We start from the raw sequence: 23,510 nt of genomic DNA, 5'->3' as shown, positions 1-23,510 counted from the left end.
GGGGGGCGGGGGGGGGTGGGGGGGGGGGGGCCCAGGGGGGGGGCGGGGGGGGGGTTCCACGGGGGGGGGCCCGGGGGGCCGCCCAAAGCCGCCCGACCCCCCCGGGCCCGGACCGACCCGTGGGAGCTCTCAGCTCGCGCCGTCGGTGCCCGGCACGGCGTCGGTGTCCTCGCGCAGGCCGAAGCGGCGGATCGCCTCCTCGACCGTGCTGGCCTTGACCTCACCGGCCCGGACCAGGGACTCCAGGGTGGCGACGACGACGGACTCGGCGTCGACCTTGAAGTGGCGCCGCAGCGCCGCCCGGGTGTCCGAGCGGCCGTAGCCGTCGGTGCCCAGCGAGGTGAACGGTTGCGGGACCCAGCGGGAGATCTGGTCCGGCACGGCCCGCATCCAGTCGGACACGGCGACGACCGGGCCGGGCGCCCCGTCGAGAACCCGGGTCACGTACGGCACGGCCTCGGCGGCCTCGGGATTGAGCAGGTTCACCCGGTCCCGCTCCAGCGCCTCCCGGCGCAGCTCGTTCCACGAGGTCACCGACCACACGTCGGCGGCGACCCCGAAATCGGCGGCGAGGATCTCCTGCGCGCCGAGCGCCCAGTGGATCGACGTGCCGCTGGCCAGTAGCTGAGCCCGCGGCGGCGTGGCGCCCTCACCGGCGCCGTCCGGCAGGCTCGGGGCCGACCGGAACCGGTACATCCCGGCGATGATCTGGGCCGGGTCGAGGCCCGCGGGCTCGGCCGGCTGCGGTACCGGCTCGTTGTAGACGGTCAGGTAGTAGAACACCTTGTCGTCCCGCTCGCCGTACATCCGGTCGAGCGCCTCGCGGACGATGTGCGAGACCTCGAAGGCGAACGCCGGGTCGTAGGAGACACACGCCGGGTTCGTGGCGGCCAGCAGCAGCGAGTGGCCGTCCTGGTGCTGCAGGCCCTCGCCGTTGAGCGTGGTCCGCCCGGCGGTCGCGCCGAGCAGGAAGCCGCGGCCGAGCTGGTCGCCCAGCGCCCACATCTGGTCACCGGTGCGCTGGAACCCGAACATCGAGTAGAAGACGTAGACCGGGATCATGTGCTGCGCGTGGGTGGCGTAGGACGTCGCCGCGGCAATCACCGAGCCCATGCTGCCGGCCTCGCTGATGCCCTCGTGCAGCATCTGCCCCTGCACGGACTCCTGGTAGGACAGCAGCAGCTCGCGGTCGACGGCCTCGTAGCGCTGCCCGTGCGGCGAGTAGATCTTCGCCGTCGGGAACATCGCGTCCATGCCGAAGGTGCGCGCCTCGTCCGGGATGACCGGAACGAACCGGGCGCCCATCTCCTTGGTCTTCATGAGGTCCTTGAGCAGGCGGACGAACGCCATCGTCGTCGCCACCGGCTGCTTGCCGGACCCCTTGCGCAGCTCATCGAAGAGCTTCGCGGGCGGCTGGGTGAGCGGCTTGGCCCGCACGACCCGTTTCGGCAGGGAACCGCCGAGCGCGGCCCGGCGCTCCCGCATGTACTGGATCTCCTCGGAGTCCGGCCCCGGCTGGTAGTAGGGCGGCAGGTCGCCCGTCAGCGCGGAGTCGGGGATCTCCAGGTAGAGCCGGTCGCGGAACTCCTTGAGCTCGGCCTTGGTGAGCTTCTTCATCTGGTGCGTGGCGTTGCGGGCCTCGAAGTCCTTGCCCAGCGTCCAGCCCTTGATGGTGTGGGCCAGGATGACCGTCGGCTGCCCGGTGTGCTCGGTGGCCGCCTTGTAGGCCGCGTAGAGCTTGCGGTAGTCGTGGCCGCCGCGGGAGAGCTTGCGCAGGTCGTCGTCGGCGAGGTCGGCGACCATGCGGCGAAGCCGGGCGTCCGCGCCGAAGAAGTTCTCGCGGATGTACTCGCCGGAGGACGTCGTGTAGGTCTGGAACTGGCCGTCCGGGGTGGTGTTCATCTGGTGGACGAGGACGCCGTCGGTGTCCCTGGCCAGCAGCGGGTCCCAGTCACGGCCCCAGACGACCTTGATGACGTTCCAGCCGGCGCCGCGGAACAGCGACTCCAGCTCCTGCATGATCTTGCCGTTGCCGCGGACCGGGCCGTCGAGGCGCTGCAGGTTGCAGTTCACCACGAAGATCAGGTTGTCGAGCTCCTCGCGGGCGGCGACGCCGAGCGCGCCGATCGACTCGGGCTCGTCCATCTCGCCGTCACCGAGGAAGGCCCAGACCTTGCTACCGGAGGTGTCCTTGATCTGCCGGTTCAGCAGATAGCGGTTGAACCGCGCCTGGTAGATCGCGTCGATCGGGCCCAGGCCCATCGAGACGGTGGGGAACTCCCAGAAGTCGGGCATCAGCCGGGGATGCGGGTAGGACGACAGGCCGCCCTGCTCGCTCTCCCGGCGGAACGCGTCGAGCTGCTGCTCAGACAGGCGCCCCTCCAGGAACGCCCGGGCGTAGATGCCCGGCGAGGCGTGGCCCTGAATGAAGATCTGGTCGCCGGAGGCACTTCCGGGCGACGAACTCAGGTGGTCTTTGCCCCGGAAGAAATGGTTGAATCCGACTTCGTACAGACTCGCGCTGGATGCGTAGGTGGCGATGTGTCCGCCGACATTGAACTCGGGTCGGTTCGCGCGGCTGACCATGATGGCCGCGTTCCACCGGATATAAGCCCGGATGCGGCGTTCGACGTGTTCGTCTCCCGGGAACCAGGGCTCGCGCTCCGGAGGGATGGTGTTGATGTAGTCGGTGCTGGTCAGGCCGGGAACGCCGACCGCCTTCTCCCGGGCCCGCTCGAGCAGTTTCAGCATGAGGAACCGGGCCCGGCCGCGACCGGACTCCTCGATGACCGCGTCGAGTGACTCAAGCCACTCGCCGGTCTCCGCGGGGTCGATGTCGGGCAGCTGGCTCGGCAGCCCATCGGTGATGACCGAGAAACTGCGGGTTGTGTCCTGCGCCACGCCTTCTCCTGCTCCTCAAGCTTCCGGGGCCGGCTGCGCGCGAAAAGGTCCTTCTCGCCCGACCGTCCGGCCCATCTGTTCCCGCTGGCCTGCGTGTCACGTCTCGTGCGCGCGGATGCGGGACCCGCATGATCTATGCACCGCCGCGTCCTGGCCGCTCGTCTCCAGCTTCCTCGGCCCGCGCGGTGGCGGGAGGCAGCCTCGGCCCCCGGGGCCGGGGTGGCCGCCCGCTTGCAGGCGCGCGCCTTGGTCCATCGTGCTCCGTCCACGCGACGCCGTCACGCACGCGTCGGTTACTTTTCGGTAGGGAATCGTGCGATGCGAGTGGCGTTGTTGACACGTCGTCCGCGCCCGCGTCACCTACGGGGCTCTGCCTGGTAGACAATCAGCTCGATGGACACCCGGATGAAGACCACCACGCTGTCCGTGCACACCGGTGGCCAGGAACGTGTGGTGGACCTCACGCCTGACGCGCAACGGTTCGTCGCGGGTTCGGGCGACGGCCTGCTCTCGGTCTTCGTGCCGCACGCCACCGCCGGCCTGGCCGTCCTGGAACTCGGCTCCGGCAGCGACGCGGACCTGCTCGCGGCGCTCGCCGAGTTGCTGCCCGCCGACGACCGTTGGCGGCACGCGCACGGCTCCCGTGGGCATGGCCGTTCGCACGTCATGCCCGCGATCATCCCGCCGTCGCTGGTCGTTCCCGTCCTCGACGGCCGGCTCGCGCTCGGCACGTGGCAGTCCATTGCGCTGGTCGATCTCAACGTGGACAACCCGGACCGGACGGTCCGGCTGTCCCTGCTGCCGGGGTGAGGCGGCCGGAACAGTGAGGCGTCCGACGGAGTGAATCGGCCCGCGGCCGGGTACCGGCGCACAGTCGGGACACGTTGACCACGCCGTCCTCGGTCCACAACCGACGGCGTGGCACTTGCGCACCCACCGGGCGGTCCGGTGGACTAGGTCAGGGCGCGTCGCGTGATGGACACCATCGCGTGCGCGTCCGAAGGAAAGGGACGTCCCCGTGGGTGGGACGCCGACACACGATCAGGAGGTAGTGCAGCGTGAGTCCGACCGCGGCGAACGCCGAGGGTCAGCGCCGGGCGGAACGACTGGGAGTCTCCGCCGGGACCCAGGTCCAGTCGCTCAACGAGGACGATGACATCGCCCAGGACCTGCTGGAGGCCGTTACCACCGCCAGCGGTACCGAGCTGGTCCCCGAGGACTCCGACGACGTCGTCGACATCGTGCTGCTGTGGTGGCGCGAGGACGACGGGGATCTCGCCAACGCGCTCATCGATGCGCGCCGGCAGTTGTCCGACGAAGGGGTGATCTGGCTGCTCACGCCGAAGTCGGGTCGGTCCGGGCATGTCGCGCCGAGCGACGTGCTGGACGCGGTGCCCACCGCGGGCCTGGTCCAGACGAGCACGCTGAGCGTCGCGCAGGAGTGGTCTGGTCAGCGGCTGGCCGCGCCGAAGTCGCAGCGCGCTCGGCACCGCTGAGGACGGCAGGTAGTGGTTCGGCTGTGCCGCCGGTCAGCGGTACAGCGGGACCTGCTGGCCCTCGACGGCGCCCGGGTAGCGGGCCCAGAGCCGGTTGATCTCCAGCTGGAGGAACAACGGCCCGAAGCCGATCAGGAACAGCACGAACGCGAGCACCGGGTTGGTCTCCGGGATGCCCGCGGCGTGCTGGGCCGCGCGGGTCCGGGCGCCCAGCCGCCAGGCCGCGACGAACGGCGGGACGACCACCAGCCAGCCGAGGGTGACCGCCAGCACCGACATGGTCGGGTTGACCTTGACGCGCCGGTCGTACTCGCCGAGCTCCCGATTCGTCCGGTAGATCCACACGAACAGGTAGACGCCGAGTGTGATCAGCGGAAGTCCGAGCCAGACGACGAACGGGTTGCGGTGCTTTCCGAGTAGGCCCGAACCACCGAAGTCCTCGGCCGCGCCGTCCGGCTCCGATGGCTTTCCGTAGTCGGGCGTGGCTGGATAGCCTTCTTCCGGCTCCGCGCCGCGCAACGACTCGCGGAACGCGTAGATGGGGAATCCGCCGGTGGACGTGCCCGGGCCGTCGATCGGGTGCGGCGCGTGGCCCTCCCGCGAGCGGTCCGGGCGGCCCGGGTCGTCCCGGAACCCAGGAGGAAAGCCCTGCGGCTCGGGGTAGCCGTGCGGGGTCGAGCTCTGATTGGTCAACGTGGTCCTGCCCTCATCGGTGTCCATGCCGGCGGTGCACGTGGAGCACCCACCGTCATACCGCATGTCTGGTCGCTGGCTCTCGCGTCGATCGGCCAGACTAGGCCAGTCTGGCGGATGAAACGCGAACACCTGCCGCATCGATGCCCCGGGAAACGTGAAACTTACCTTCCGCTGAGCTTGTGCCCCCGGATTCGCGTCGTTGTGGGCCACGCCGCGCGCCGCCGACGGTTGCGGCCCGGGCGGAGCTGGCATGCTGGCCACTGGGACGGCAGGCCGATCCGCGGGGGAGACCGATCCGACGGGTGCGGTCGCCGGCCCGTGCGGCCGCGTCCAGCCCGCCTCAGGGGGCCTGGCCCGCCCGCTCGTCCGCGCCGCCCAGGCTGGCGTCGGCGTCATCGTGACCTGCCCCATCGTTGTGGAGAGGAAGAGCCTGTGACCGTAGAGGTTGGCTCCGTCGCCCCGGACTTCTCGCTCAAGGACCAGAACAACGAGGTTGTCACCCTGTCGGAGTTCCGCGGCAAGCGGAACGTCGTCCTGCTGTTCTACCCGCTCACGTTCACCGGTGTCTGCCAGGGCGAGCTGTGCTCCGTGCGCGACGACCTCGGCTCGTTCCAGAACGACAACGTGCAGGTCCTCGCCGTCTCCGTGGACTCGCCGTTCGCCCACAAGGTGTGGGCCGACCAGCAGGGCTACGAGTTCCCGCTGCTCGCCGACTTCTGGCCGCACGGCGCCGTCGCCGAGTCCTTCGGCGTCTTCAACGCCGAGCGTGGCATCTCCGTGCGCGGCACCTTCGTGATCGACAAGGAGGGCGTCGTGCGCTGGAAGGTCGTCAACAACATCCCCGACGCCCGCGACCAGGCCGACTACCTCAAGGCCCTCGCCGCCCTCTAGGCCGCACGTACGCACCAAGATCGATCCTTGGGAGCCTGGCCGGGCGGCCCCCCGCCCGGCCGGCTCCCAAGAGCCCCGCCAGACCGCTCGCGGCAGGCGTGCCAGCCGCGGGCTCGACACCGGGTGCGTAGGCTTAGCATGCTGGTCCCACTGGATCTCCCGGGCGCGTAGCTCAGCGGGAGAGCTCTCGCCTTACAAGCGAGCGGTCGCAGGTTCGATCCCTGCCGCGCCCACGCGCTGGTTCCGCAGTCGACGACGGTCGGCGCCCGACCGCCCGAGCGTTCACACCCGGCAGCCACAAGACAGGCAAGCGCGCCGACAACCGTCAACGTGCGAACAGGACTCGTTGACGTCAGGCGAGGTCCCGCAGGTCGACGCCGCTCACATACGGGCAGACCGCCAGCGCCTCGCCGGTCGGAAAAAGCACATTCATCAGCCGGAAATCGACCGTGTCCACTGCTTGACAGTACTTATGCGCGGGATGGGGTGCTGCCCGGTGGACGCAGCTTTCGCATCATCGTTCGGGGCGCGTTCGACCCCGTCGATGAGGTTCCGCAGGTCCCCGCGGGTGCCCGCGCCCGCCGCGAACAGCGTCGCGGCCAGCAGCGCGCCTGACGCCGCGCCAGCGGCCATGGTGCAGGGCGTCCTGGAACATGACGGTGCAGGCGAACGCGAAGCCGTGAACATGCCGAACCACGGCGACGATGCCAGGCCGGCTCAGCTGGCGCCCAGGCCGAACACCTGGTTCGCCGGGAAGACGCGGTGCGCGGCGGTGAGTAACCGCCGACGGCCGTCGGTCATGATGCCGTGTTCCAGCAGGACGCTGACGTCGGTCCAGAACTCCTCGGCGTTGTTCGGCTGCCAGGCGGGGGCCCGGCCCGGTGGAAAGCCCGCTGCCCGAAGCAGGTCGGTCGCCGCTTTCGGCGTGCCGAAGACGCAGGCGAGCTCGTGCACCTCGTTCTCGGCCAGCGCCGCCGCCGTGGGTCGCGCGTCCTCGCCGGCCGAATCCGGTCGGGTGTGGGTCGGGCCGGTGTCCGCCGCGGGTTCGGAATCGGTGTTGATGTTGACGATGGACGCGCCGCGGCCCGTGCTGATCACGCCAGCGTTCAGCGTACCGGTGTTGTAGACGCCGTCGTTTCTGATGATCATGAACGGGGGGAATTCCCTTCGCCTGAGGATCGGCCCCGGAACTGCCGGAAATTGAACACCGAGGAACCCGCGCCCGCCACGTTGTCCGCTTTCAGGCTGGCGTTGCCGGTCACCATGACGCCGGTGTTGAGGATCGTCGTCTGCCGTTCCACCAGCGAGTCCGTGGCGACGCCATGCAGGTCCAGAAACTCGACGATGGCGTCGAGGACCCGGTTCTCGATGACCTTCGCGTACATCTCCTGGTCGAGCTGCTGGAAGTAGAGCCGGTACTTCTTGCCGCCGGCAAGTTCGCGGACGCTGTCCGGCGCACCGAAGTCATAGTGCATGCCGGCCGCCACAGCCTGCCGCTCGGACCGTTCACGCAGGGCCGCCGTCAGCGGGCGGGCGGCGATCTGACCGACCCGGCCGAAACAGAGGATCGCGTTCCCCGGTAGACTGATCATCGATTTCCGGGCGAGCTTGAACTGACGGATGGCGGCCACCCCGGCCGAGAACGCGTCGGTGGCGGGACGGGCGTCGATCGCGTGGAACCGCTCGTCCAGCGGTGGGAGCAGGGAGAAGCTCGCCTCCACGAACAGGCTTCTCGGCCGCTGGACGAAGCGCAGAAACAGCGCGAGGACCATGTGGCCCTGCCAGCCGGAGACGTAGAACGCGGTGTAGTGCCGGGTGGAGCCCTCCGGGCTCTCCAGCGCCGCGCGCAGGTGCTCGTCCCCGATCAGCGTCTTCGGGCGCCGGTTCGGGTTCGCCAGGAACACCCGGTCGTTGCGAATGTTCTGGCCGCTGACGAAGAGGCGTTCCTCGGTCTCGATCTCCGTCCAGCGCAGGTCGCCCACCGCCTGTACGACGTACTGCCGGAGTGTGTCGGTCGCGAACGAGCGGACCGCGCCGCCCGTCGGCGTTCCCTTCGCCACGTCGATGGAGAAGGACCACGACTTGAGAACAATGCCGTTTCCCGCGAACGGCGAGTACCCGCTGTACACGGTGACGTTTCCGACGGGCTGGTCCCGGACCTCGGCCAGCCTGCGCTCCACCCGCGGGCTCATGGCCACGGCCAGGTGGTCCGGGTCGAAGGTCGTGGGCGCCAGCCGGCGGACGGCATAGGTGTGGGAGGCGATCTGCTCGCCGAGCACGACGAGCCACATGCCGAGGATCGCCGCGAACGCGAACACGGACGAACGTGCCAGGCTCACGACCAGGATCAGCCACAGCACCACCAGCAGACCATCTCGGATGGCATGCCGGCGCTGCCCGGCGAGCGCGTTTCTGGTGACCGCGGCCAGGTCAACGCCATGGGCGATCGGAAAGGCCCGGCGGGCGCTGCCGAGCACGCCCGCGATGGTCGCCTGCGCGATCGTGCTGTCGAGGTGGACCGCGATGCAGAGATAGCGGGTCAGATCGCGTCCGTATTCCGGCGCGGCCTCGGCGGAACGCGTTTTCGGATCCCGGCGGCGGATGTCCCAGGATCTGGTGGCGAGTGGTTCCGGCGGCTGGCCGCACCGGGAACAGACCGTCTCCCCGGCCGCGACCGGAGAATTGCATCGCGCACACTGCATTCTGACGCCCCCGGGTCACGCAGCTTGTTTCAGTGCCGGGAGGTTAGCACGACCTTGGGCGGAGAAAACCAGACAAATGCGGTTTCCAGGGCGGCTGTGCGGAACCGGGGCGAGCGCCACGAGATGGATGGCTTCCGGTGCCCCAGTGTAGGTCGACGGTGGGGTGATCGGGTGCGGGGAGTGCTGAGGATGTTCGCCGGGTGGGTGGCCACCGCACTCGCCCCGCCGGCCCGGCGGACGGCAGGCGAGTCGTGATCTTTTGCTAGGTGACATCAACATTGACATGTGTTGGGTTGGCGTGGTGGCGTGTGTCACGTTCTAGCTGGCCTTGGCCGGCGCCGTAGCCGCTGGACGCGGGCACTGTGAGGAGGCGATCGGCGCGATGAGGTCCCCGCTTGATGTTCGGCCCGCTGTCCTGGCCGGACCCGCGCCGGTCAGCGCGGCCGGCCCGCCGCTGGTCACCGAGATCGGGCCGCCGCCGCCGCTGGACCCGGAGCTGGCCGCCGCGTTGGCGCCGGTCGCCGACCTGTTGCGCACGGCGCCCACCCGGGAGCTGCTGCCGCTGATGCGTCAGCAGGCGCCGCGGTGCCCGCCGTTCGCCGCGGACGAGCTCACCCGCGGCGGCGCGTTCACCCTCCAGGAACGGACTGTGCCCGGACCGCCCGGCGCCCCGGACATCTCCCTGCTGATCTGCCTGCCGACCCGCGCCGCGCGGCCCACCGCCGCCCTGTACCGCATCCACGGCGGGGGAATGATCGTCGGTGACAGCCGCGCGGGCATCGCCGAGGTGCTCGACCCGGCGCAGGAACTGGGCCTGGCGGTCGTGTCGGTCGAGTACCGGCTGGCGCCGGAGACGCCGCATCCCGGACCGGTCGAGGACTGCTATGCCGGGCTGGAGTGGCTCGCCGCGCACGCCTGGGAGCTCGGTATCGACCCGGATCGGCTGATCGTCGCCGGTCGCAGCGCCGGGGGCGGGCTCGCCGCCGGCGTCGCCCTGCTGGCCCGCGACCGGCATGGCCCGGCGCTGCTCGGCCAGCTGCTCATGTCGCCAATGCTCGACGATCGCAACGACAGCGTGTCCGCGCGGCAGCTGGCCGGGCGCAGCGTCTGGGACCGGGCGGCCAACGAGTTCGGCTGGACCTGCCTGCTCGGTGCCGACACCGGCGGGGCGCACGTGTCGGCCTACGCGGCGCCGGCGCGGGCCGCGGACCTGTCCGGGCTGGCGCCCGCGTTCGTCGACGTCGGCACCGCCGAGACCTTCCGGGACGAGGACGTCGCCTACGCCAGCGGGATCTGGCAGGCCGGCGGCGTCGCCGAATTACACGTGTGGCCAGGCGGTTTTCACGGTTTCGACACCTTCGCCCCCGGCGCGCACCTGTCCCGGGACGCCAGAGCCGCTCGCGTCGCATGGCTGCGTCGCCTCACGATGTCCTAGCGGGCCGGTAGGCGGCCCGCGGGCGAGCGAGGGCGAGGAGCACCGATGATGGGCACCGGGCTGCGGGACGAGTCGGGCGAGTCGGGGGAGCCGGCGCCGCGGCGCGGCGGGCCGCTCGACGGGCTGCGGGTGGTGGAGCTGGCCGGCATCGGGCCCGGCCCGCACGCCGCGATGGTGCTGGCCGACCTGGGCGCGGACGTCGTGCGGGTGCGCCGGCCCGGGCCGGTCGGCGGGCCTGACCACACGCTGCGCGGGCGCCGGCTGGTCAGCGCCGACCTGAAGGAGCCCGCCGGCCGCGACGCCGTGCTGGAGCTGGTGGAGCACGCCGACGTACTGATCGAGGGGTTCCGGCCCGGGGTGGCCGAGCGGTTGGGGCTCGGGCCGGATGACGCGCTCGCGCGCAACCCGCGGCTGGTCTACGGGCGGATGACCGGTTGGGGGCAGGACGGGCCGCTGGCCCAGCGCGCCGGCCACGACATCAACTACCTGTCGCTGACCGGCCTGCTGCACGCCATCGGACCCGCCGACGCCCCGCCCGTCCCGCCGCTGAACCTCGTGGGGGACTTCGGCGGCGGCTCGATGCTGCTGGTCATCGGGGTGCTGGCGGCGCTGTGGGAGCGCTCGGCATCCGGGCGGGGCCAGGTGATCGACGCGGCGATGGTGGACGGCGCGAGCCTGCTCGGGCAGATGGTGTGGGCATACCGCGGGATGGGCGTGTGGTCGGACGAGCGGGAGTCGAACATCCTCGACGGTGCCGCCCCCTACTACGCCACCTACACCTGCGCCGACGGGCGGCACGTCGCGGTCGGCGCGATCGAGGCGCCGTTCTACGCCCAGCTCCTCGCCGGCCTCGGGCTGGCCGGTGAGGACCTGCCCGGCCAGCACGACCGGGCGGGCTGGCCGGTGCTGCGCGCCCGCATCGCCGGGGCGATCGCCGCCCGCCCGCGCGATGCCTGGACCGAGGTGTTCGCCGGCACCGACGCCTGCGTGACGCCGGTGCTGACGTTCACCGAGGCGCTCACCGACCCGCATCTGGCCGCCCGGGCCACGTTCGTCACGGTCGACGGGGTCGACCAGCCGGCGCCCGCGCCCCGTTTCTCCCGGACTCCCGCCGCGGCGCCGGTGGGACCGAGCCAGACGATCACGCCGATCGAGCGGGTCGCGGCTGCCTGGGCGCGCTCAGCGCAGGCGGTCCCGGTCCACTGACGGCGCCGGATGCATCCGCACGTAGTGGCGAAATTCTGCTGGTTGGAGGAGTGGCGTGGGCGCACAGGTGTTGGTGGTCGTGGGTGCTGGGGGAATGGGCGAGGCGGTGGCGAGGCGGCTCGGCGCCGGGCGGACCATCCTGCTCGCCGACGTCAGCGAGCAGACCCTCACACGCGCTGAGGAGTCGTTGACGGGTGAGGGTCTCACCGTGCTGCCGCACGTCGTCGATGTCAGCGCCGCGGAGTCGGTGCGCGAGCTGGCCGCGGCGGCTGCGGCGGCGGGTGAGGTGACAGCCCTGGTGCACACCGCCGGGCTGTCCCCCGTGCAGGCCAGCACCGAGGCGATCCTCGCGGTCGACCTGCTCGGCGTGGCACTGGTGCTCGACGCGTTCGTCGAGGTCATCGCGCCCGGCGGGGCCGCGGTCGTCATCGCCAGCATGGCCGGGCAGATGGCGGGCTTGACGGGCGAGCAGGAGACCGCGCTCGCCGCGACACCCACCGGGGAACTGCTGGACCTGCCCTTTCTCGCCCCGGACAAGCTGCAACCGGCCGTCGCTTACCCGCTCGCCAAGCGCGCGAACCAGCTACGGGTGCGGGCGCTCAGCGTGCCGTGGGGCCGCCGCGGCATCCGGATCAACAGCGTCAGCCCCGGCGTGATCGTCACGCCGATGGGGCAGGCGGAACTGACGGGCGAGTCCAGCGCGTACCTGCGGGCGATGGTGCGCGCCTCGGGCACGGCCCGGTTCGGCACGGCCAGCGACATCGCGGCGGCGACGGCGTTCCTGCTCGGACCGGAGGCGAGCTTCGTGACCGGCTCCGACCTGCTCGTCGACGGCGGCCAACTCGCGGCGGTCACCACCGATCAGGTCGACTACGGCACCGGGTCGACCTGACCCACCGACGGTGCGCCCTCGCCGGCCATCCGGGCGGCGAGGGCGACGGCGGGGACGGCGGGCGATGATCCGCCGCCGGCCCCGCACCGGCCGGTCCGATCTGGCTCAGAAAGCGCGTTCGGCCTTGAGCATGCCGCCGGCGTCGATACGGAAGTTCTGGCCGGTGATCCACTTCGAGTCCTCGGAGACGAGGAACAGCACGAGGCTGCTGACGTCCTCCGGCTCGATGTAAGGGATCGGCATCGCCTGCAGGGTGGCGAGCGCCGGCTCGGCGTCCTCGCGGGTGGGGTTCTCCAGGTCGGGCCGGAACACCTTGTAGATGTTCTCGTTGTGGAGCAGGTTGGTGTTCACGTTCGTCGGGTGGATCGCGTTGAGCCGCACGCTGTGCGCGGCGAGCTGCAGCGCCAGGGTCTCGGTGTAGCGGGCGATCGTCTGCTTGGCCCAGGAGTAGCCGACGCCGCCGGTGTTCCCGAGCACCTCGGTGGTGCCCTTCATCATTCCGGCGGTGGAGCCGGTCACGACGATGGAGGCGCCCGCCTTGAGGTGCGGGAGGCTGACCGCGACGGTGTTCAACACGCCGATGAGGTCGACGTCGGTGCCGTCGACGAACCCGCTGCACAGGGAGAAGTCCTCCCACGGGCAGATGCCGGCGTTGGCGAGGACGATGTCGAGCCGGCCGAAGCGCTCCAGCCCCTGCTCGACCGCGGCGCGCAGCTGGGAGCGCTCGCGGACGTCACCCTTGACCGCGACGATGCTCCGTCCGGTCGCCTCGACCTCCTTGACGGTCTGGGCGAGGTCCTCCGGGGTGCCCAGCGGGTAGGGCACGCTGTCGATCTGCTCGCAGATGTCGACCGCGATGATGTCGGCGCCCTCGGAGGCGAGCCGCTGCGCGTGGCTGCGGCCCTGCCCACGCGCGGCGCCGGTGATGAAGGCGACCTTGCCGTCCAGCTTGCCCATGTGAAGCCCTTCCAGTAGTTGATGCGGCACCGGGTGCGCGGTGGTGGGGTGCTCACCACCGCGCCGGGACCGGTGCGGTGGATCAGATGATCTCGATGATGGCAGCGGAACCCATGCCGCCGCCCGCGCACATCGACACGATGCCGAGGGTGGCGCCGCGGCGGCGCAGCTCGCCGACCATGGTGACGACCATGCGGGCGCCGGTCGCCGAGATCGGGTGGCCCAGGCTCGCGCCGCTGCCGTTGACGTTGACGATCTCCGGGTTGATGCCGAGCTTGCGCACGGCGGCCACCGGCACCGAGCAGAACGCCTCGTTGATCTCGAACAGGTCGATGTCGGCGAGGGACAGCCCGGCCCGGTCGAGCACCTTCGGGATCGCCAGCGTCGGGGACATGCCGGTCCGCGCGGGGTCCAGGCCGACGCTGGCCCAGGCGCGCACCCGGGCCAGCGGGGTGAGCCCGTGGGCGGCGGCGTAGGTGTCGCTGGTCATGGTGACGGCCGCGGCGGCGTCGTTGAGCCCGGCCGCGTTACCCGCGGTGACGGTGGCGTCCGGCAGCTCCGGGTGCAGCAGCTTCAGCCCGGCGAGCGACTCCAGGGAGGTGCCGCGACGCGGGTGCTCGTCGGTGTCGAACGTGACCGTCGTGCCGTCAGGGCGGGTGACCTCGAGCGGGATGATCTCGTCCTTGAACGCGCCGGAGTCGATCGAGTCGATCGCGCGGCCGTGGCTGTACACCGCCCACTCGTCGACGTCCCGCTTGGTCAGCCCCATCTCGCGGGCGGTGTTCTCACCGACGGTGAGAGCCATGTCGAACGCCGGCGCCTCCGGCGAGTCCGGGTTCGGCGGCGACATCCAGATCTGCTGGTTGCCGTCCGCGTCGCGCTTGGAGCAGAGGACCTGGTTACTCAGGCTCTCGGTGCCACCGGCGATGACGACGTGGTCCATGCCGGCCCGGATGCTGCCGGCGCCGATCGTCACCGCCGCCAGGCCGCCCGCGCAGTGGCGGTTCGTCGCGAGTCCCGGAATGTCGAGGAGGCCGAGCTTGGCGAGGATGTGGCGGGCGATCACGCCGCCGCCCTGATTGGACTCGGCGAGAACCACGTCGTCGACGTCCGCCACCGGGACGCCGCTGCGCTCCAGGACGGTCGGGACGACCGCCTCGGCGAGCTGGAAGGCGTCGAGGCCGACAAGTGAGCCCTTGCGGGCCCGGCCGATGGCGGTGCGGCCCGTCGAGACGATGACTGCTTCGGTCACGGGGGACTCCTCCTGGAGTCGGCCGGAGCGCCGCGGGGGAGCGCCGGCCGTCGTGCGGATGGCGTGCTGCGAGATGGGCGGGCCCGAGGGCCCACCGACGCGGGCCGGCGGCGCGGACGCCGCGACCCACCCCGGGCCCGGAACACTGTTCTGGATGTCGACGCTAGCCAGCGCCCATCTCACCCGCAACCGACCGGCGCAATGTGCTACTTCGGTGGGAAGCGCACGCCGCCGTCGAGGCGGATGTTCTCGCCGTTGAGGTACGAGTTACGGATGATCGACTCCACCAGGAAGGCGAACTCCTCCGGCTTGCCCAGCCGCTTGGGGAACTGGATGCTCTCCACCAGCCGTGCCTTGAGCGCCTCCGGGGCGCTGAGCATGACCGGCGTGCCGATCGTGCCGGGGGCGATCGCGTTGACCCGGATACCCAGCGGCGCGAGGTCGCGAGCCAGCGGGAGGGTCATGCCGAGGATGGCGGCCTTGGCGGTGCCGTAGGCGACCTGGCCGGCCTGACCCTCGTACCCGGCGACGGACGCGGTGTTGACGATGACGCCGCGCTCGCCGTCCTCAGCCGGTTCGTTGTGGGCTATCGCCGCGGCGGCGAGCCGGGTGACGTTGAACGTCCCGGTCGCGTTCATCTCGAGGGTCTTGACGAACGACTCCTTGGTGTGCGGCGTGCCGTCGCGGCCGACCGTGCGCCCGGTGGCCAGGCCACCGCCGGCGACGTTGACCACGATCGACAGGGTGCCGAGGGACTGCCCGGCGCTGATCGCGGCCTGCACGACGTCGTCGTCGTTGGTGTCGCCGCTGACCGCCACGGCACCGGCGCCGATGCTCTCGGCGATCTCCTTGGTGCGGCCCTCGTGAAGGTCGAGCACCACGACCTTCACCCCGATGGCCGCCAGATGGCGCACCACCGCGGAACCGAGCCCGCCGGCACCACCGGTGACGATCGCCGAACGCCCTGTCAGATCCACGTTTCCTCCTGCTTCGATGGGATCGACGCCCCGCCGGTGCCGCCGGCGCGGGCCGTTGCCCGCTCGCGCCACCGGACGGACCGGTCGGCCGACCCTAGACATTCGGGGACCTTAGCCGGTCGTCTCCGCGCGGGACAGCGAACGCAGGGGCCCTGTGGACAGGGGGCCGGCGCCGCACCGCTGGCCTCCGGACAGAAGCGCGAATGATACTTGAGCGACACCCGCCGGCAGCCGGAGGCCGGCAGAGCTCGGAGGAAGCCGTGCCGACCGACCAGCGCACCCAGAAGATGTCGTTCTTCACCGCCGAGGGCGCACCCGGACTAGTGGAAAGCGAAGTCATGTCACTGCCGGTGATCGACAAGGCGGTCACCGACGCGGTCGACATCTCGCCGTGGTTCGCCGGGGCCGTCGTGACGACCGTGTTCAAGGGCGAGGGCCCGGAGGGCTTCAGCCTGGTCCACTCCTGGTTCGGCGCCGGCTACCGGCTGCCCCGGCACAGCCACTCCGCGGACTGCCTGTACTACGTCACCGCCGGGGAGATCCACATGGGCACCCGGGTGCTGCGCAAGGGTGACGGGTTCTTCATCGCGGCCGACGCGCCCTACGCCTACGAGGCCGGGCCGGACGGTGTCGAGGTGCTGGAGTTCCGCAGCGCGACGTCGTTCGACATGAAGATCACCGACCAGACGCCCGAGCGGTGGCGGCCGATCCTCGACGCGGCGGTGGCCAACCAGGAGAAGTGGGCCGAGACCCGTCCCGGCGGCTGAGCCGGCGTCGCCCCGGCGGGCCGGGGGATTCCCGCGGCGGCGCGCGACCCCGACCCCTGGAGGCGGCAGATGTATCCCGGGCCGTTCGCGGCGTGCCCGCCGGACAAGCCGGCACTCGTGATGTCCCGCAGCCGGGAGATCATCACCTACCGTGAGCTCGACGAGCGCTCCACCCGGCTGGCCCGGCTGCTGCGTGACCGGGGCCTGCGGCCCGGTGACGTCCTCGCCCTGCTGGCCGAGAACCACCCCGGCTACCTCGAGGTGCTGTGGGCGGCGATGCGCTCCGGCCTGTACCTGACCGCGATCAACCGGTACGGCACCGCCGAGGAGGTCGCCTACATCCTGCGGGACGCGGGCGCCGCGGCGCTGGTGACCACCCCCGCCCTGGCCGCCACTGCCGCGGCCGCGGCGGAGGCGGTCCCCGCCTGCGCGACCCGGCTGGTCCTCGGCGCCGCCGAGGGCTCAACGTCCGATGCCCCCGCCGAGGGCTTCGAGTCCTACGCCGACGCCGTCGCGGGACACCCGGCCGAGCCGCTCCCACGCCAGCCGCGCGGCGACATCATGCTCTACTCCTCGGGCACCACCGGCCGGCCGAAGGGGATCCGCCGGCCGCTGCCCGCCGTGGAGATCACCGAGGCGTTGACCTCGCTGACCGCGACCCAGTACCGCGACATCGGCGGCCTGGAGAGGGACTCGGTCTACCTCGGTCCGGCGCCGCTCTACCATTCGGCGCCGCTGCGCTGGGCCCGCGGCGCGCAGGAACTCGGCGCCACCGTTGTGATCATGGAGCGGTTCGACGCCCGGGAGATGCTCGCGGTCATCGAACGGGAGCGGGTCACCCACCTGCAGGCCGTGCCGACCATGTTCGTCCGGCTGCTGCGGCTGCCCGCGGCGGTCCGCGCCGGCTACGACCTGTCCAGCCTGCGCCACGTCCTGCACGCCGGCGCGCCCTGCCCGGTCCCGGTGAAGCAGGCGATGATCGACTGGCTCGGGCCGATCGTGACCGAGTACTACTCGTGCACCGAGGGCGTCGGGATGACGGTGATCTCCGCGGCCGAGTGGCTGGCCCACCCCGGCTCGGTCGGCCGGCCCTACCTGGGGATCCCGCGCATCTGCGACCCCGACGGCGCCGAGCTGGCGGTCGGCGAGACGGGCGCGATCTACTTCGAGCGCGAGGACACCGTCTTCGAATACCACCACGACCCGGCGAAGACCCTCGCCGTGCGCCACCCCCGTCACGACACCTGGCTCACCCTCGGCGACCTGGGCCACCTCGACGCCGACGGTTACCTCTACCTGACCGACCGGGCCGCGTTCACGATCATCTCCGGTGGGGTGAACATCTACCCCGCCGAGATCGAGGCGTGCCTGGCCGTGCACCCCGACGTGGCCGACGCGGCGGTGTTCGGCCTGCCCGACCCGGAGATGGGCGAGTACGTGCACGCCGTCGTGCAGCCGGTCGACGGCGTCGCGCCGACACCGGAGCTCGCCGCGGCGCTGCGGGCGCACGTCCGCCGTCACCTGGCCGGCCCGAAGGTGCCCCGGGTCATCGACTTCCGGTCGCGGCTGCCGCGGCTGCCCACCGGGAAGCTCTACAAGGTCCCGCTGCGCCAGGAGTATCTCGACCTTGACCAGGCCGCCAGCGGCGGCGATCGCTAGTGCCTGGCAACCCGGGGTGCGAGGATGGCCCGCAGGCATCCCGGCAACGTTGCACCGGAGGATCTGTGAGCGCGAGCGTTCCCCTCGTCGACTACCTCGTCCTGGGCGGCGACCCGCATCTCACGGCGCACGAGTGCACCGCCTGCGGGGCCCGGTTCTTCGATCGGCGCAACGCCTGCGCCGCCTGCGAGGGCGAGCGGTTCCGCCAGGTCGACGTGCCGACCGACGGTGAGCTGCGGGCGTTCACGATCGTCTCGTTCGCCGCCCCCGGGGTTCCGGTGCCGTTCGTGGCCGGTGTCGTCGACTGCGGCGGGACCAGCGTGCGGGCCAACGTGGTGAACACCCCCGCCGACCCGCAGCACGTGCGGGTCGGCATGAAGCTGCGGCTGACGACCGTGCCCGTCGGCCGCGACGCCGACGGTGTCGAGGCGGTCGGCTTCGGGTTCGAGCCGGCAAGCTGACCTGGCGCACAACGGACCTGGCGCACAACGGACCTGGCGCACAACGGGAGAGTTTCGATGGCGGAGAACGTGTGGATCGTCGGTATCCACATGACGAAGTTCGGCAAGCACCCGGAGCTGGACACCCTCGACCTGGGCGCGCAGGCGGCGCGGGGCGCGCTGGCGGACGCCGGGCTGCGGATGCGTGACGTCGGCGTGCTGGCGGCGGGCAACCTGATGAACGCCGCCGCCGGCTTCGGCCAGCAGTTGCAGAAGCAGATCGGCCAGACCGGCATCCCGGTGTTCAACGTCGCGAACGCCTGCGCGACCGGGGCCACCGCGCTGCGCGTGGCGATCATGGCGGTCCGGGCCGGGGAGACCGACACCGGCCTCGCCGTCGGTGTGGAGAAGCTCTCCGGCGCCGGCCTGCTCGCCGGCGGCAGACGCGTCGCGGGCGGCGACACCTGGGCGCCGCAGGGCCGTTTCGGTGCCGTCGCCGCGCTCGACGGCCGGATCGGCACCGAGACGATGCCCGGCGTGTTCGCGCAGATCGGCATGGAGTACGACCACAAGTACGGCGGTGCCGACTTCGAGCTGTTCGCGCGGATCTCGGAGAAGAACCACGCCCACTCGACGCTGAACCCGCTGGCCTCCTACCAGAAGCGGTTCACCCTCGAACAGATCATGGGCGATGTCATGATCGCCTACCCGAACACCCGCCCGATGTGCTCGGCGAACTGCGACGGTGGCGCCGCGGCCGTGGTCGTCAGCGAGTCCAAGCTGCGCACCCTACCGCTGGAGCAGCAGCGCCGGGCCGTCAAGATCAGCGCCTCGGTGCTCACCAGCGACCCCTGGCAGGAGGCCTGCCAGGTGCTGCCCGACGTCAACACCCTCACCCGCCATGCCGCCGAACAGGCCTACGAGCAGGCCGGCGTCGGCCCCGACGACCTCGACCTCGTCGAGCTGCACGACTGCTTCGCCACCGCCGAGCTCGTCCACTACGACAACCTCAAGCTCTGCCCGCCCGGCGGCGCCGTCGACCTGTTCAACTCCGGCGCCACCTGGCGTGACGGCAGCATCCCGGTGAACGTCTCCGGCGGCCTGGAGTCCAAGGGGCATCCGGTGTCCGCGACCGGCATCGCGAACATCTGGGAGGTCGCCACCCACCTGCGCGGCGAGGCCGGCGACCGCCAGATCGCCGGCGCCCAGGTCGGCCTGGCGCACGTCATCGGCCTCGGCAGCGCCTGCGCGGTGCACATCCTCGAGAAGGCGGCGGCCTGAGCGTGTCCACTGACGTCGTGCGGCCCCTGCCCGCGCTGGTTCCCCAGACGGCGCCGTTCTGGACCGCGGGCGCGGACGGCATCCTGCGCCTGCCCAGGTGCGCCGCCTGCGAGGCGTTCGCGCACCCGAGCCAGACGACCTGCGGGCGCTGCCACGCCCTCGAGCTGACCTACGCGGACGTCGGTCCGGCCGGCGTCGTCGTCGGGTTCAGCGTGAACCACCAGCAGTGGCTGCCCGGTATGGTCCCGCCGTATGTCGTGGTCGTCGTCGAGCTCGACGATGCCCCGGGCGTGCGGCTCACCTCCAACCTGGTCGTCGACGACCCGGCGCGGGCCCGGGTGGGGCTCGCCGTCACCGTCGACTTCGAGCACCAGCGCGACGTCTGGCTGCCGGTGTTCCGCCCGTCCGGCGAACCGGACCGTCCCGGTCTCGTAACCGAGGCGCGGGTCACCCCGAGGCCGCCGGCGAGCGAGCGGCGCTTCGAGCGGGAGGTGGCGCTCACCGGCCTGGGCATGTCCGCCGTGGGCCGCCGGCTGGGGCGCAGCCCCGTGAGCCTCGCCGTCGAGGCCAGCCTCGCCGCGATCGCCGATGCCGGCCTCGAACCGTCCGACATCGACGGGCTGTCGACCTACCCCGGCTCCGGCCTGCCCGGCGGGATGAGCGAAGGCGGCGTGCCCGCGTTGGAGGAGGCCCTGCGGCTGCGGCCGACCTGGTTCAACGGCGGGATCGACCTGCCCGGTCAGACGGGTTCGGTCGTCGCGGCGATGCTGGCCGTCGCCTCCGGGCTGTGCCGGCACGTGCTGTGCGTGCGCACCGTCTGGGAGGCGACGCACACGGACTACCAGCGTCGCGGCCTGGTCGGCGGTGGCGGCGGCCGCATCGGGGGCGACATGCAGTGGCGGCTGCCCTACGGCGCCGTCTCCGCGGCCACCTGGATCGGCGTCGTCGCCTCGCAGTACCAGCACCGGTTCGGCGTCGACCGCGAGGTGCTCGGCCGGATCGCGGTCAACGCCCGCGCCGGCGCCGCCCGCAATCCCCACGCGGTCTACCGCGACCCGATCACGCTCGACGACTACTACGCCGCCCGCATGATCAGCTCGCCGTTCGGCCTGTTCGACTGTGACGTGCCCTGCGACGGCTCGGTCGCCGTCATCGTCTCCGCCGCCGACGCCGCCGCCGACGCCCCCCACGGCGCGGTCCGGGTCGAGTCGGTCGGCACCCAGATCAACGAGCGGGTCTCCTGGGACCAGGGCACCTTCACCCACGAGCCGCTGGTCCTCGGCCCCGCCGCGCACCTGTGGAGCCGCACCGACCTCACCCCGTCGGACGTCGACGTCGCCCTGCTCTACGACGGGTTCACCTTCAACTGCCTGTCCTGGCTGGAGGCCCTCGGTTTCTGCGGCGTCGGCGAGGCCGCGGACTTCGTCGGCGACGGCACGATGATCGGCCTCGGCGGCAAGCTGCCGCTGAACCCGCACGGCGGCCAGCTCTCCGCCGGCCGCCTGCACGGCTACGGGTTCCTCCACGAGGCGATCACCCAGCTGCGCGGCGCCGGCGGCGAACGCCAGGTCCCGGGCGCCGAGGTGGCCGTCGTCGCCACCGGCGGCGGCGCCCCCGGCGGCTGCCTCCTGCTCACCACCGACCGCTGACCACCACCGACCGCTGACCACCACCGACCGCTGACCACCACCGACCGCTGACCCCCGCCCGAACGCCTCGCCGGCACGAACCCACCGTGCACTGAACAGTGCACCGCGGTGCACCGCCTGTCCCGGCGGCCGGCCTCGGGCAGCTCAGCGGCCGCGAGGGGCACCTCACCGGGTGTGACCGGCAAGGATCGCCGCGACCTGGGCGTGGACGTCGCCGGGTGTCGGAGGGGGGTCGGGCTGGCCGGCGAAGAGCAGGTGGCCGGCGCCGACGAGGGCGGGGGCGAGCGCGTGGACGTCGGCGTCCGCGGCGAGGCGGCCCCGCTGGCGTTCGAGGTCCAGGTAGGACGCGAGCATGGCGGTGGCGTCGGTGAGCACGGGAATGCCGGTCGGCCAGGTCTGCCGCAGCCGGGCGCGCAGGCCGTCGCGGGAGATGACGAGGGCGACGATGGCGAGGGCGACGGGGCCGAACAGGTCGCTCAGCGCGGCCGCGAGGTTGTCGACGACGGTGCCGTGCCCGGCGCGTTCCCGCAGGGCAATGGCCTGGGCCTCGAAACGGGCGGCACAGTCGAGGACGAGTTCGGCGAGGAACGTGTCGAAGTCGGGGAAGTGGCGGTGCAGCACACCCTTGGCGCAGCCCGCCTCCGTGGTCACCGCCCGGCTCGTCAGGCCGTTCGGTCCGGCGCGCAGCAGGACCCGCTCTGCGGCGTCGAAAAGCTGAGCGCGCACGTCGCGCATCGCAACGCCGGTGGGCACCGCGTCTCCTGTCGTCTGTGGGTCGTTCGTTGGGGTCGTCTGTCGGGGCGACAGAGCGAGTGGGCGTGTGCCCATTTATAGTGGGCGGGTGCCCACTGAGGATGCCACGTCGGCCGCCGTCCGCGAGGCCCAGCCGCATCAGGCCCGTCACATCGCCGAGTCGTTCGGTTCGAATCCCGAGCGCTACGACCGGGTCCGCCCGCGCTATCCCGACGCCATGGTGCGCCGGATCGCGGCCGCGGTGCCCGGGCCGGACCTGCTGGCCGTCGGCTGTGGCACCGGGATCGACGCGCGGCAGTTCCAGGCCGCCGGCTGCCGGCTGCTCGGCATCGACCCCGATCCGCGGATGGCCGCGTTCGCCCGCCGTGGCGGTCTCGACGTCGAGGTCGCCACCTTCGAGGACTGGGACAGCGCGGGCCGGACCTTCGACGGCGTCGTCGCCGGCCAGAGCTGGCACTGGATCGATCCCGTGGCCGGCGCCGCCAAGGCCGCCGGCGTGCTGCGGCCCGGTGGCCGGCTGGCTGTGTACTGGAACGTGTTCGACCCCGCGCCGGACCTCGCCGAACGCTTCCGCGCGGTCCATGAGCGGGAGCTGCCCGACCTCCCGCGCAACCCCTGGGCGCGGTCCGCCATCAGTGCTTATCAGGGTGTGATCGACCAGGTCGCGGGCGGCATCCGGGACCGCGGCGGATTCGGTGAACCGGACCAGTGGCGCTTCGACTGGACGTGCGAGTACACCCGGGACGAGTGGCTGGAGCAGATGTCGACCTCGGGAGACGCGAACGTGCTCCCGCGCGAGCGGCTGGCGCGGCTGCTGGCCGGTCTCGGCGCGGTGATCGACGAGAGGGGCGGACGGTTCACGATGGGCTACGCGGCGATCGTCCTCACCGCGCGGGCGGTCGGCGCGCCCCGATGATGGTGCGCGCCGTGAATCTGGCGGTTCTTCGGACGGGGGAGTGGACCGGGCGGATGGGTCGTACCGGGATCGACAAACGTCCGGTCGCGGGGCCGGTCCGGGTCGGCGCGACTGGTCTGCGCGGTGACACGGTCTGCGACCGCCGTCATCATGGCGGCACCGACCGCGCCGGCTACGCCTTCGCCGAGGAGGACGTCGCCTGGTGGGAGGAGACGACGGGCCGCCGGCTGCCGCCCGGCAGCTTCGGCGAGAACCTCACGACGTCCGGGCTGGACGTCACCGGCGCGCGCCTCGGTGAGCGGTGGGCGATCGGCAGCGTCGTGTTCGAGGTGAGCGCGCCGCGGGTGCCGTGTCGGGTCTTCGCCGCGTTCTGGGACGTACCGGACCTCATCGGCCGCTTCATCCGCCGCGGCCAGCCAGGCGCCTACCTGCGGGTTCTCACCGAAGGTGAGGTCGCCGCCGGCGACCCGGTCACGATCGTCCACCGACCCGACCACGACATCACCGTCGGCCACGCGCTGCGCGCCCTGACCACCGAGCCGCACCTGCTGCCCGACCTGGCGGCGGCCCTCGGCGTCCTGCCCGAGGACGTACGGGCCACCGTCACGCGGCGTACCGCCGGCCCTGCGGTCCCCGCGGA

Annotated in this window: 21 protein-coding genes and 1 tRNA gene; 14 read left to right on the top strand and 8 right to left on the bottom strand. The window is 71.9% G+C overall.

The features are described from left to right. Positions 1–129 precede the first annotated feature (129 nt). A complete protein-coding gene (gene aceE / locus MXD58_RS03345) occupies positions 130–2,901 on the bottom strand; it encodes a pyruvate dehydrogenase (acetyl-transferring), homodimeric type (RefSeq protein WP_308301888.1) in 2,772 nt (923 codons plus the stop codon). 405 nt (positions 2,902–3,306) lie between these two features. Here aceE and MXD58_RS03340 point away from each other — a divergent pair, with 405 nt between their 5' ends. Together MXD58_RS03340 and MXD58_RS03335 are read left to right on the top strand one after the other, a co-directional pair. Beyond that, complete coding sequence (locus MXD58_RS03340; RefSeq protein WP_248837305.1) at positions 3,307–3,711, top strand: secondary thiamine-phosphate synthase enzyme YjbQ; 405 nt, start codon at positions 3,307–3,309, stop codon at positions 3,709–3,711. 248 nt (positions 3,712–3,959) lie between these two features. Beyond that, on the top strand, positions 3,960–4,397 hold the full coding sequence (locus MXD58_RS03335; protein WP_248837260.1) for a DUF3052 domain-containing protein: 438 nt from the start codon (positions 3,960–3,962) through the stop codon (positions 4,395–4,397). A 33-nt stretch (positions 4,398–4,430) separates the two neighbouring features. Here the strand turns inward: MXD58_RS03335 and MXD58_RS03330 are convergent, their stop codons facing one another. Next, positions 4,431–5,090: a DUF4234 domain-containing protein gene (locus tag MXD58_RS03330; RefSeq protein WP_308301887.1), complete on the bottom strand. Its 660-nt coding sequence runs from the start codon at positions 5,088–5,090 to the stop codon at positions 4,431–4,433. A gap of 435 nt (positions 5,091–5,525) precedes the next feature. On the opposite strand from MXD58_RS03330, the gene MXD58_RS30560 reads away from it, so the two are divergent. Both MXD58_RS30560 and MXD58_RS03320 read left to right on the top strand, forming a co-directional pair. After that, positions 5,526–5,984, top strand: coding sequence for a peroxiredoxin (locus MXD58_RS30560; RefSeq protein WP_248837262.1), 459 nt, complete (start codon positions 5,526–5,528; stop codon positions 5,982–5,984). A 161-nt stretch (positions 5,985–6,145) separates the two neighbouring features. After that, positions 6,146–6,217 (top strand) — tRNA-Val (locus MXD58_RS03320). Positions 6,218–6,701: 484 nt separating this feature from the next. Here the strand turns inward: MXD58_RS03320 and MXD58_RS03315 are convergent. Further along, on the bottom strand, positions 6,702–7,133 hold the full coding sequence (locus MXD58_RS03315) for an effector-associated domain EAD1-containing protein (protein WP_248837263.1): 432 nt from the start codon (positions 7,131–7,133) through the stop codon (positions 6,702–6,704). Then, complete coding sequence (locus tag MXD58_RS03310) at positions 7,130–8,686, bottom strand: AbeC-like domain-containing protein (RefSeq protein ID WP_248837264.1); 1,557 nt, start codon at positions 8,684–8,686, stop codon at positions 7,130–7,132. Before MXD58_RS03310 ends, MXD58_RS03315 begins: the two co-directional genes overlap by 4 nt. A gap of 382 nt (positions 8,687–9,068) precedes the next feature. On the opposite strand from MXD58_RS03310, the gene MXD58_RS03305 reads away from it, so the two are divergent. The 3 genes from MXD58_RS03305 to MXD58_RS03295 are packed head-to-tail and all read left to right on the top strand — an operon-like array spanning position 9,069 to position 12,219. Further along, positions 9,069–10,121, top strand: a complete 1,053-nt coding sequence (locus MXD58_RS03305; protein ID WP_248837265.1) for an alpha/beta hydrolase — start codon at positions 9,069–9,071, stop codon at positions 10,119–10,121. Between the two features lie 48 nt (positions 10,122–10,169). Continuing rightward, positions 10,170–11,327: a CaiB/BaiF CoA transferase family protein gene (locus MXD58_RS03300; protein ID WP_248837306.1), complete on the top strand. Its 1,158-nt coding sequence runs from the start codon at positions 10,170–10,172 to the stop codon at positions 11,325–11,327. A 55-nt stretch (positions 11,328–11,382) separates the two neighbouring features. Beyond that, positions 11,383–12,219: an SDR family oxidoreductase gene (locus MXD58_RS03295; protein ID WP_248837266.1), complete on the top strand. Its 837-nt coding sequence runs from the start codon at positions 11,383–11,385 to the stop codon at positions 12,217–12,219. Between the two features lie 105 nt (positions 12,220–12,324). Here the strand turns inward: MXD58_RS03295 and MXD58_RS03290 are convergent, their stop codons facing one another. The 3 genes from MXD58_RS03290 to MXD58_RS03280 form a co-directional block, all read right to left on the bottom strand. Beyond that, complete coding sequence (locus MXD58_RS03290) at positions 12,325–13,176, bottom strand: mycofactocin-coupled SDR family oxidoreductase (RefSeq protein WP_248837267.1); 852 nt, start codon at positions 13,174–13,176, stop codon at positions 12,325–12,327. Positions 13,177–13,258: 82 nt separating this feature from the next. Then, positions 13,259–14,428, bottom strand: a complete 1,170-nt coding sequence (locus MXD58_RS03285; protein WP_248837268.1) for a thiolase family protein — start codon at positions 14,426–14,428, stop codon at positions 13,259–13,261. Between the two features lie 206 nt (positions 14,429–14,634). Next, entirely contained in the window at positions 14,635–15,405 is a 771-nt protein-coding gene (locus MXD58_RS03280) for an SDR family NAD(P)-dependent oxidoreductase (protein ID WP_248837269.1), read from the bottom strand. Between the two features lie 260 nt (positions 15,406–15,665). Here MXD58_RS03280 and MXD58_RS03275 point away from each other — a divergent pair, with 260 nt between their 5' ends. The 5 genes from MXD58_RS03275 to MXD58_RS03255 all read left to right on the top strand — a co-directional run bounded on the left by MXD58_RS03275 (position 15,666) and on the right by MXD58_RS03255 (position 21,201). Next, complete coding sequence (locus MXD58_RS03275) at positions 15,666–16,172, top strand: cupin domain-containing protein (RefSeq protein WP_248837270.1); 507 nt, start codon at positions 15,666–15,668, stop codon at positions 16,170–16,172. Positions 16,173–16,241: 69 nt separating this feature from the next. Next, positions 16,242–17,831, top strand: a complete 1,590-nt coding sequence (locus tag MXD58_RS03270; protein ID WP_248837271.1) for an acyl-CoA synthetase — start codon at positions 16,242–16,244, stop codon at positions 17,829–17,831. 65 nt (positions 17,832–17,896) lie between these two features. Then, entirely contained in the window at positions 17,897–18,292 is a 396-nt protein-coding gene (locus MXD58_RS03265) for a Zn-ribbon domain-containing OB-fold protein (RefSeq protein ID WP_248837272.1), read from the top strand. 57 nt (positions 18,293–18,349) lie between these two features. Further along, entirely contained in the window at positions 18,350–19,552 is a 1,203-nt protein-coding gene (locus tag MXD58_RS03260; RefSeq protein WP_248837273.1) for a thiolase family protein, read from the top strand. A 17-nt stretch (positions 19,553–19,569) separates the two neighbouring features. Further along, entirely contained in the window at positions 19,570–21,201 is a 1,632-nt protein-coding gene (locus MXD58_RS03255) for a thiolase C-terminal domain-containing protein (protein WP_248837307.1), read from the top strand. A 165-nt stretch (positions 21,202–21,366) separates the two neighbouring features. On the opposite strand, the gene MXD58_RS03250 is transcribed toward MXD58_RS03255, so the two are convergent. After that, entirely contained in the window at positions 21,367–21,954 is a 588-nt protein-coding gene (locus MXD58_RS03250; RefSeq protein ID WP_248837274.1) for a TetR/AcrR family transcriptional regulator, read from the bottom strand. An 88-nt stretch (positions 21,955–22,042) separates the two neighbouring features. Here MXD58_RS03250 and MXD58_RS03245 point away from each other — a divergent pair, with 88 nt between their 5' ends. After that, positions 22,043–22,870 (top strand): class I SAM-dependent methyltransferase, encoded by an 828-nt coding sequence (locus MXD58_RS03245; protein ID WP_248837275.1) that lies wholly within the window; start codon positions 22,043–22,045, stop codon positions 22,868–22,870. Between the two features lie 53 nt (positions 22,871–22,923). Then, positions 22,924–23,510: MOSC domain-containing protein (locus MXD58_RS03240; RefSeq protein ID WP_250609033.1), on the top strand; the 587-nt coding region annotated here is incomplete at its 3' end.

Source organism: Frankia sp. AgKG'84/4, from assembly GCF_023242965.2.
Classification (GTDB): domain Bacteria; phylum Actinomycetota; class Actinomycetes; order Frankiales; family Frankiaceae; genus Frankia.
Note: the sequence above shows the minus strand (reverse complement) of the source record. Positions and strands in the feature narration are given on the sequence as shown.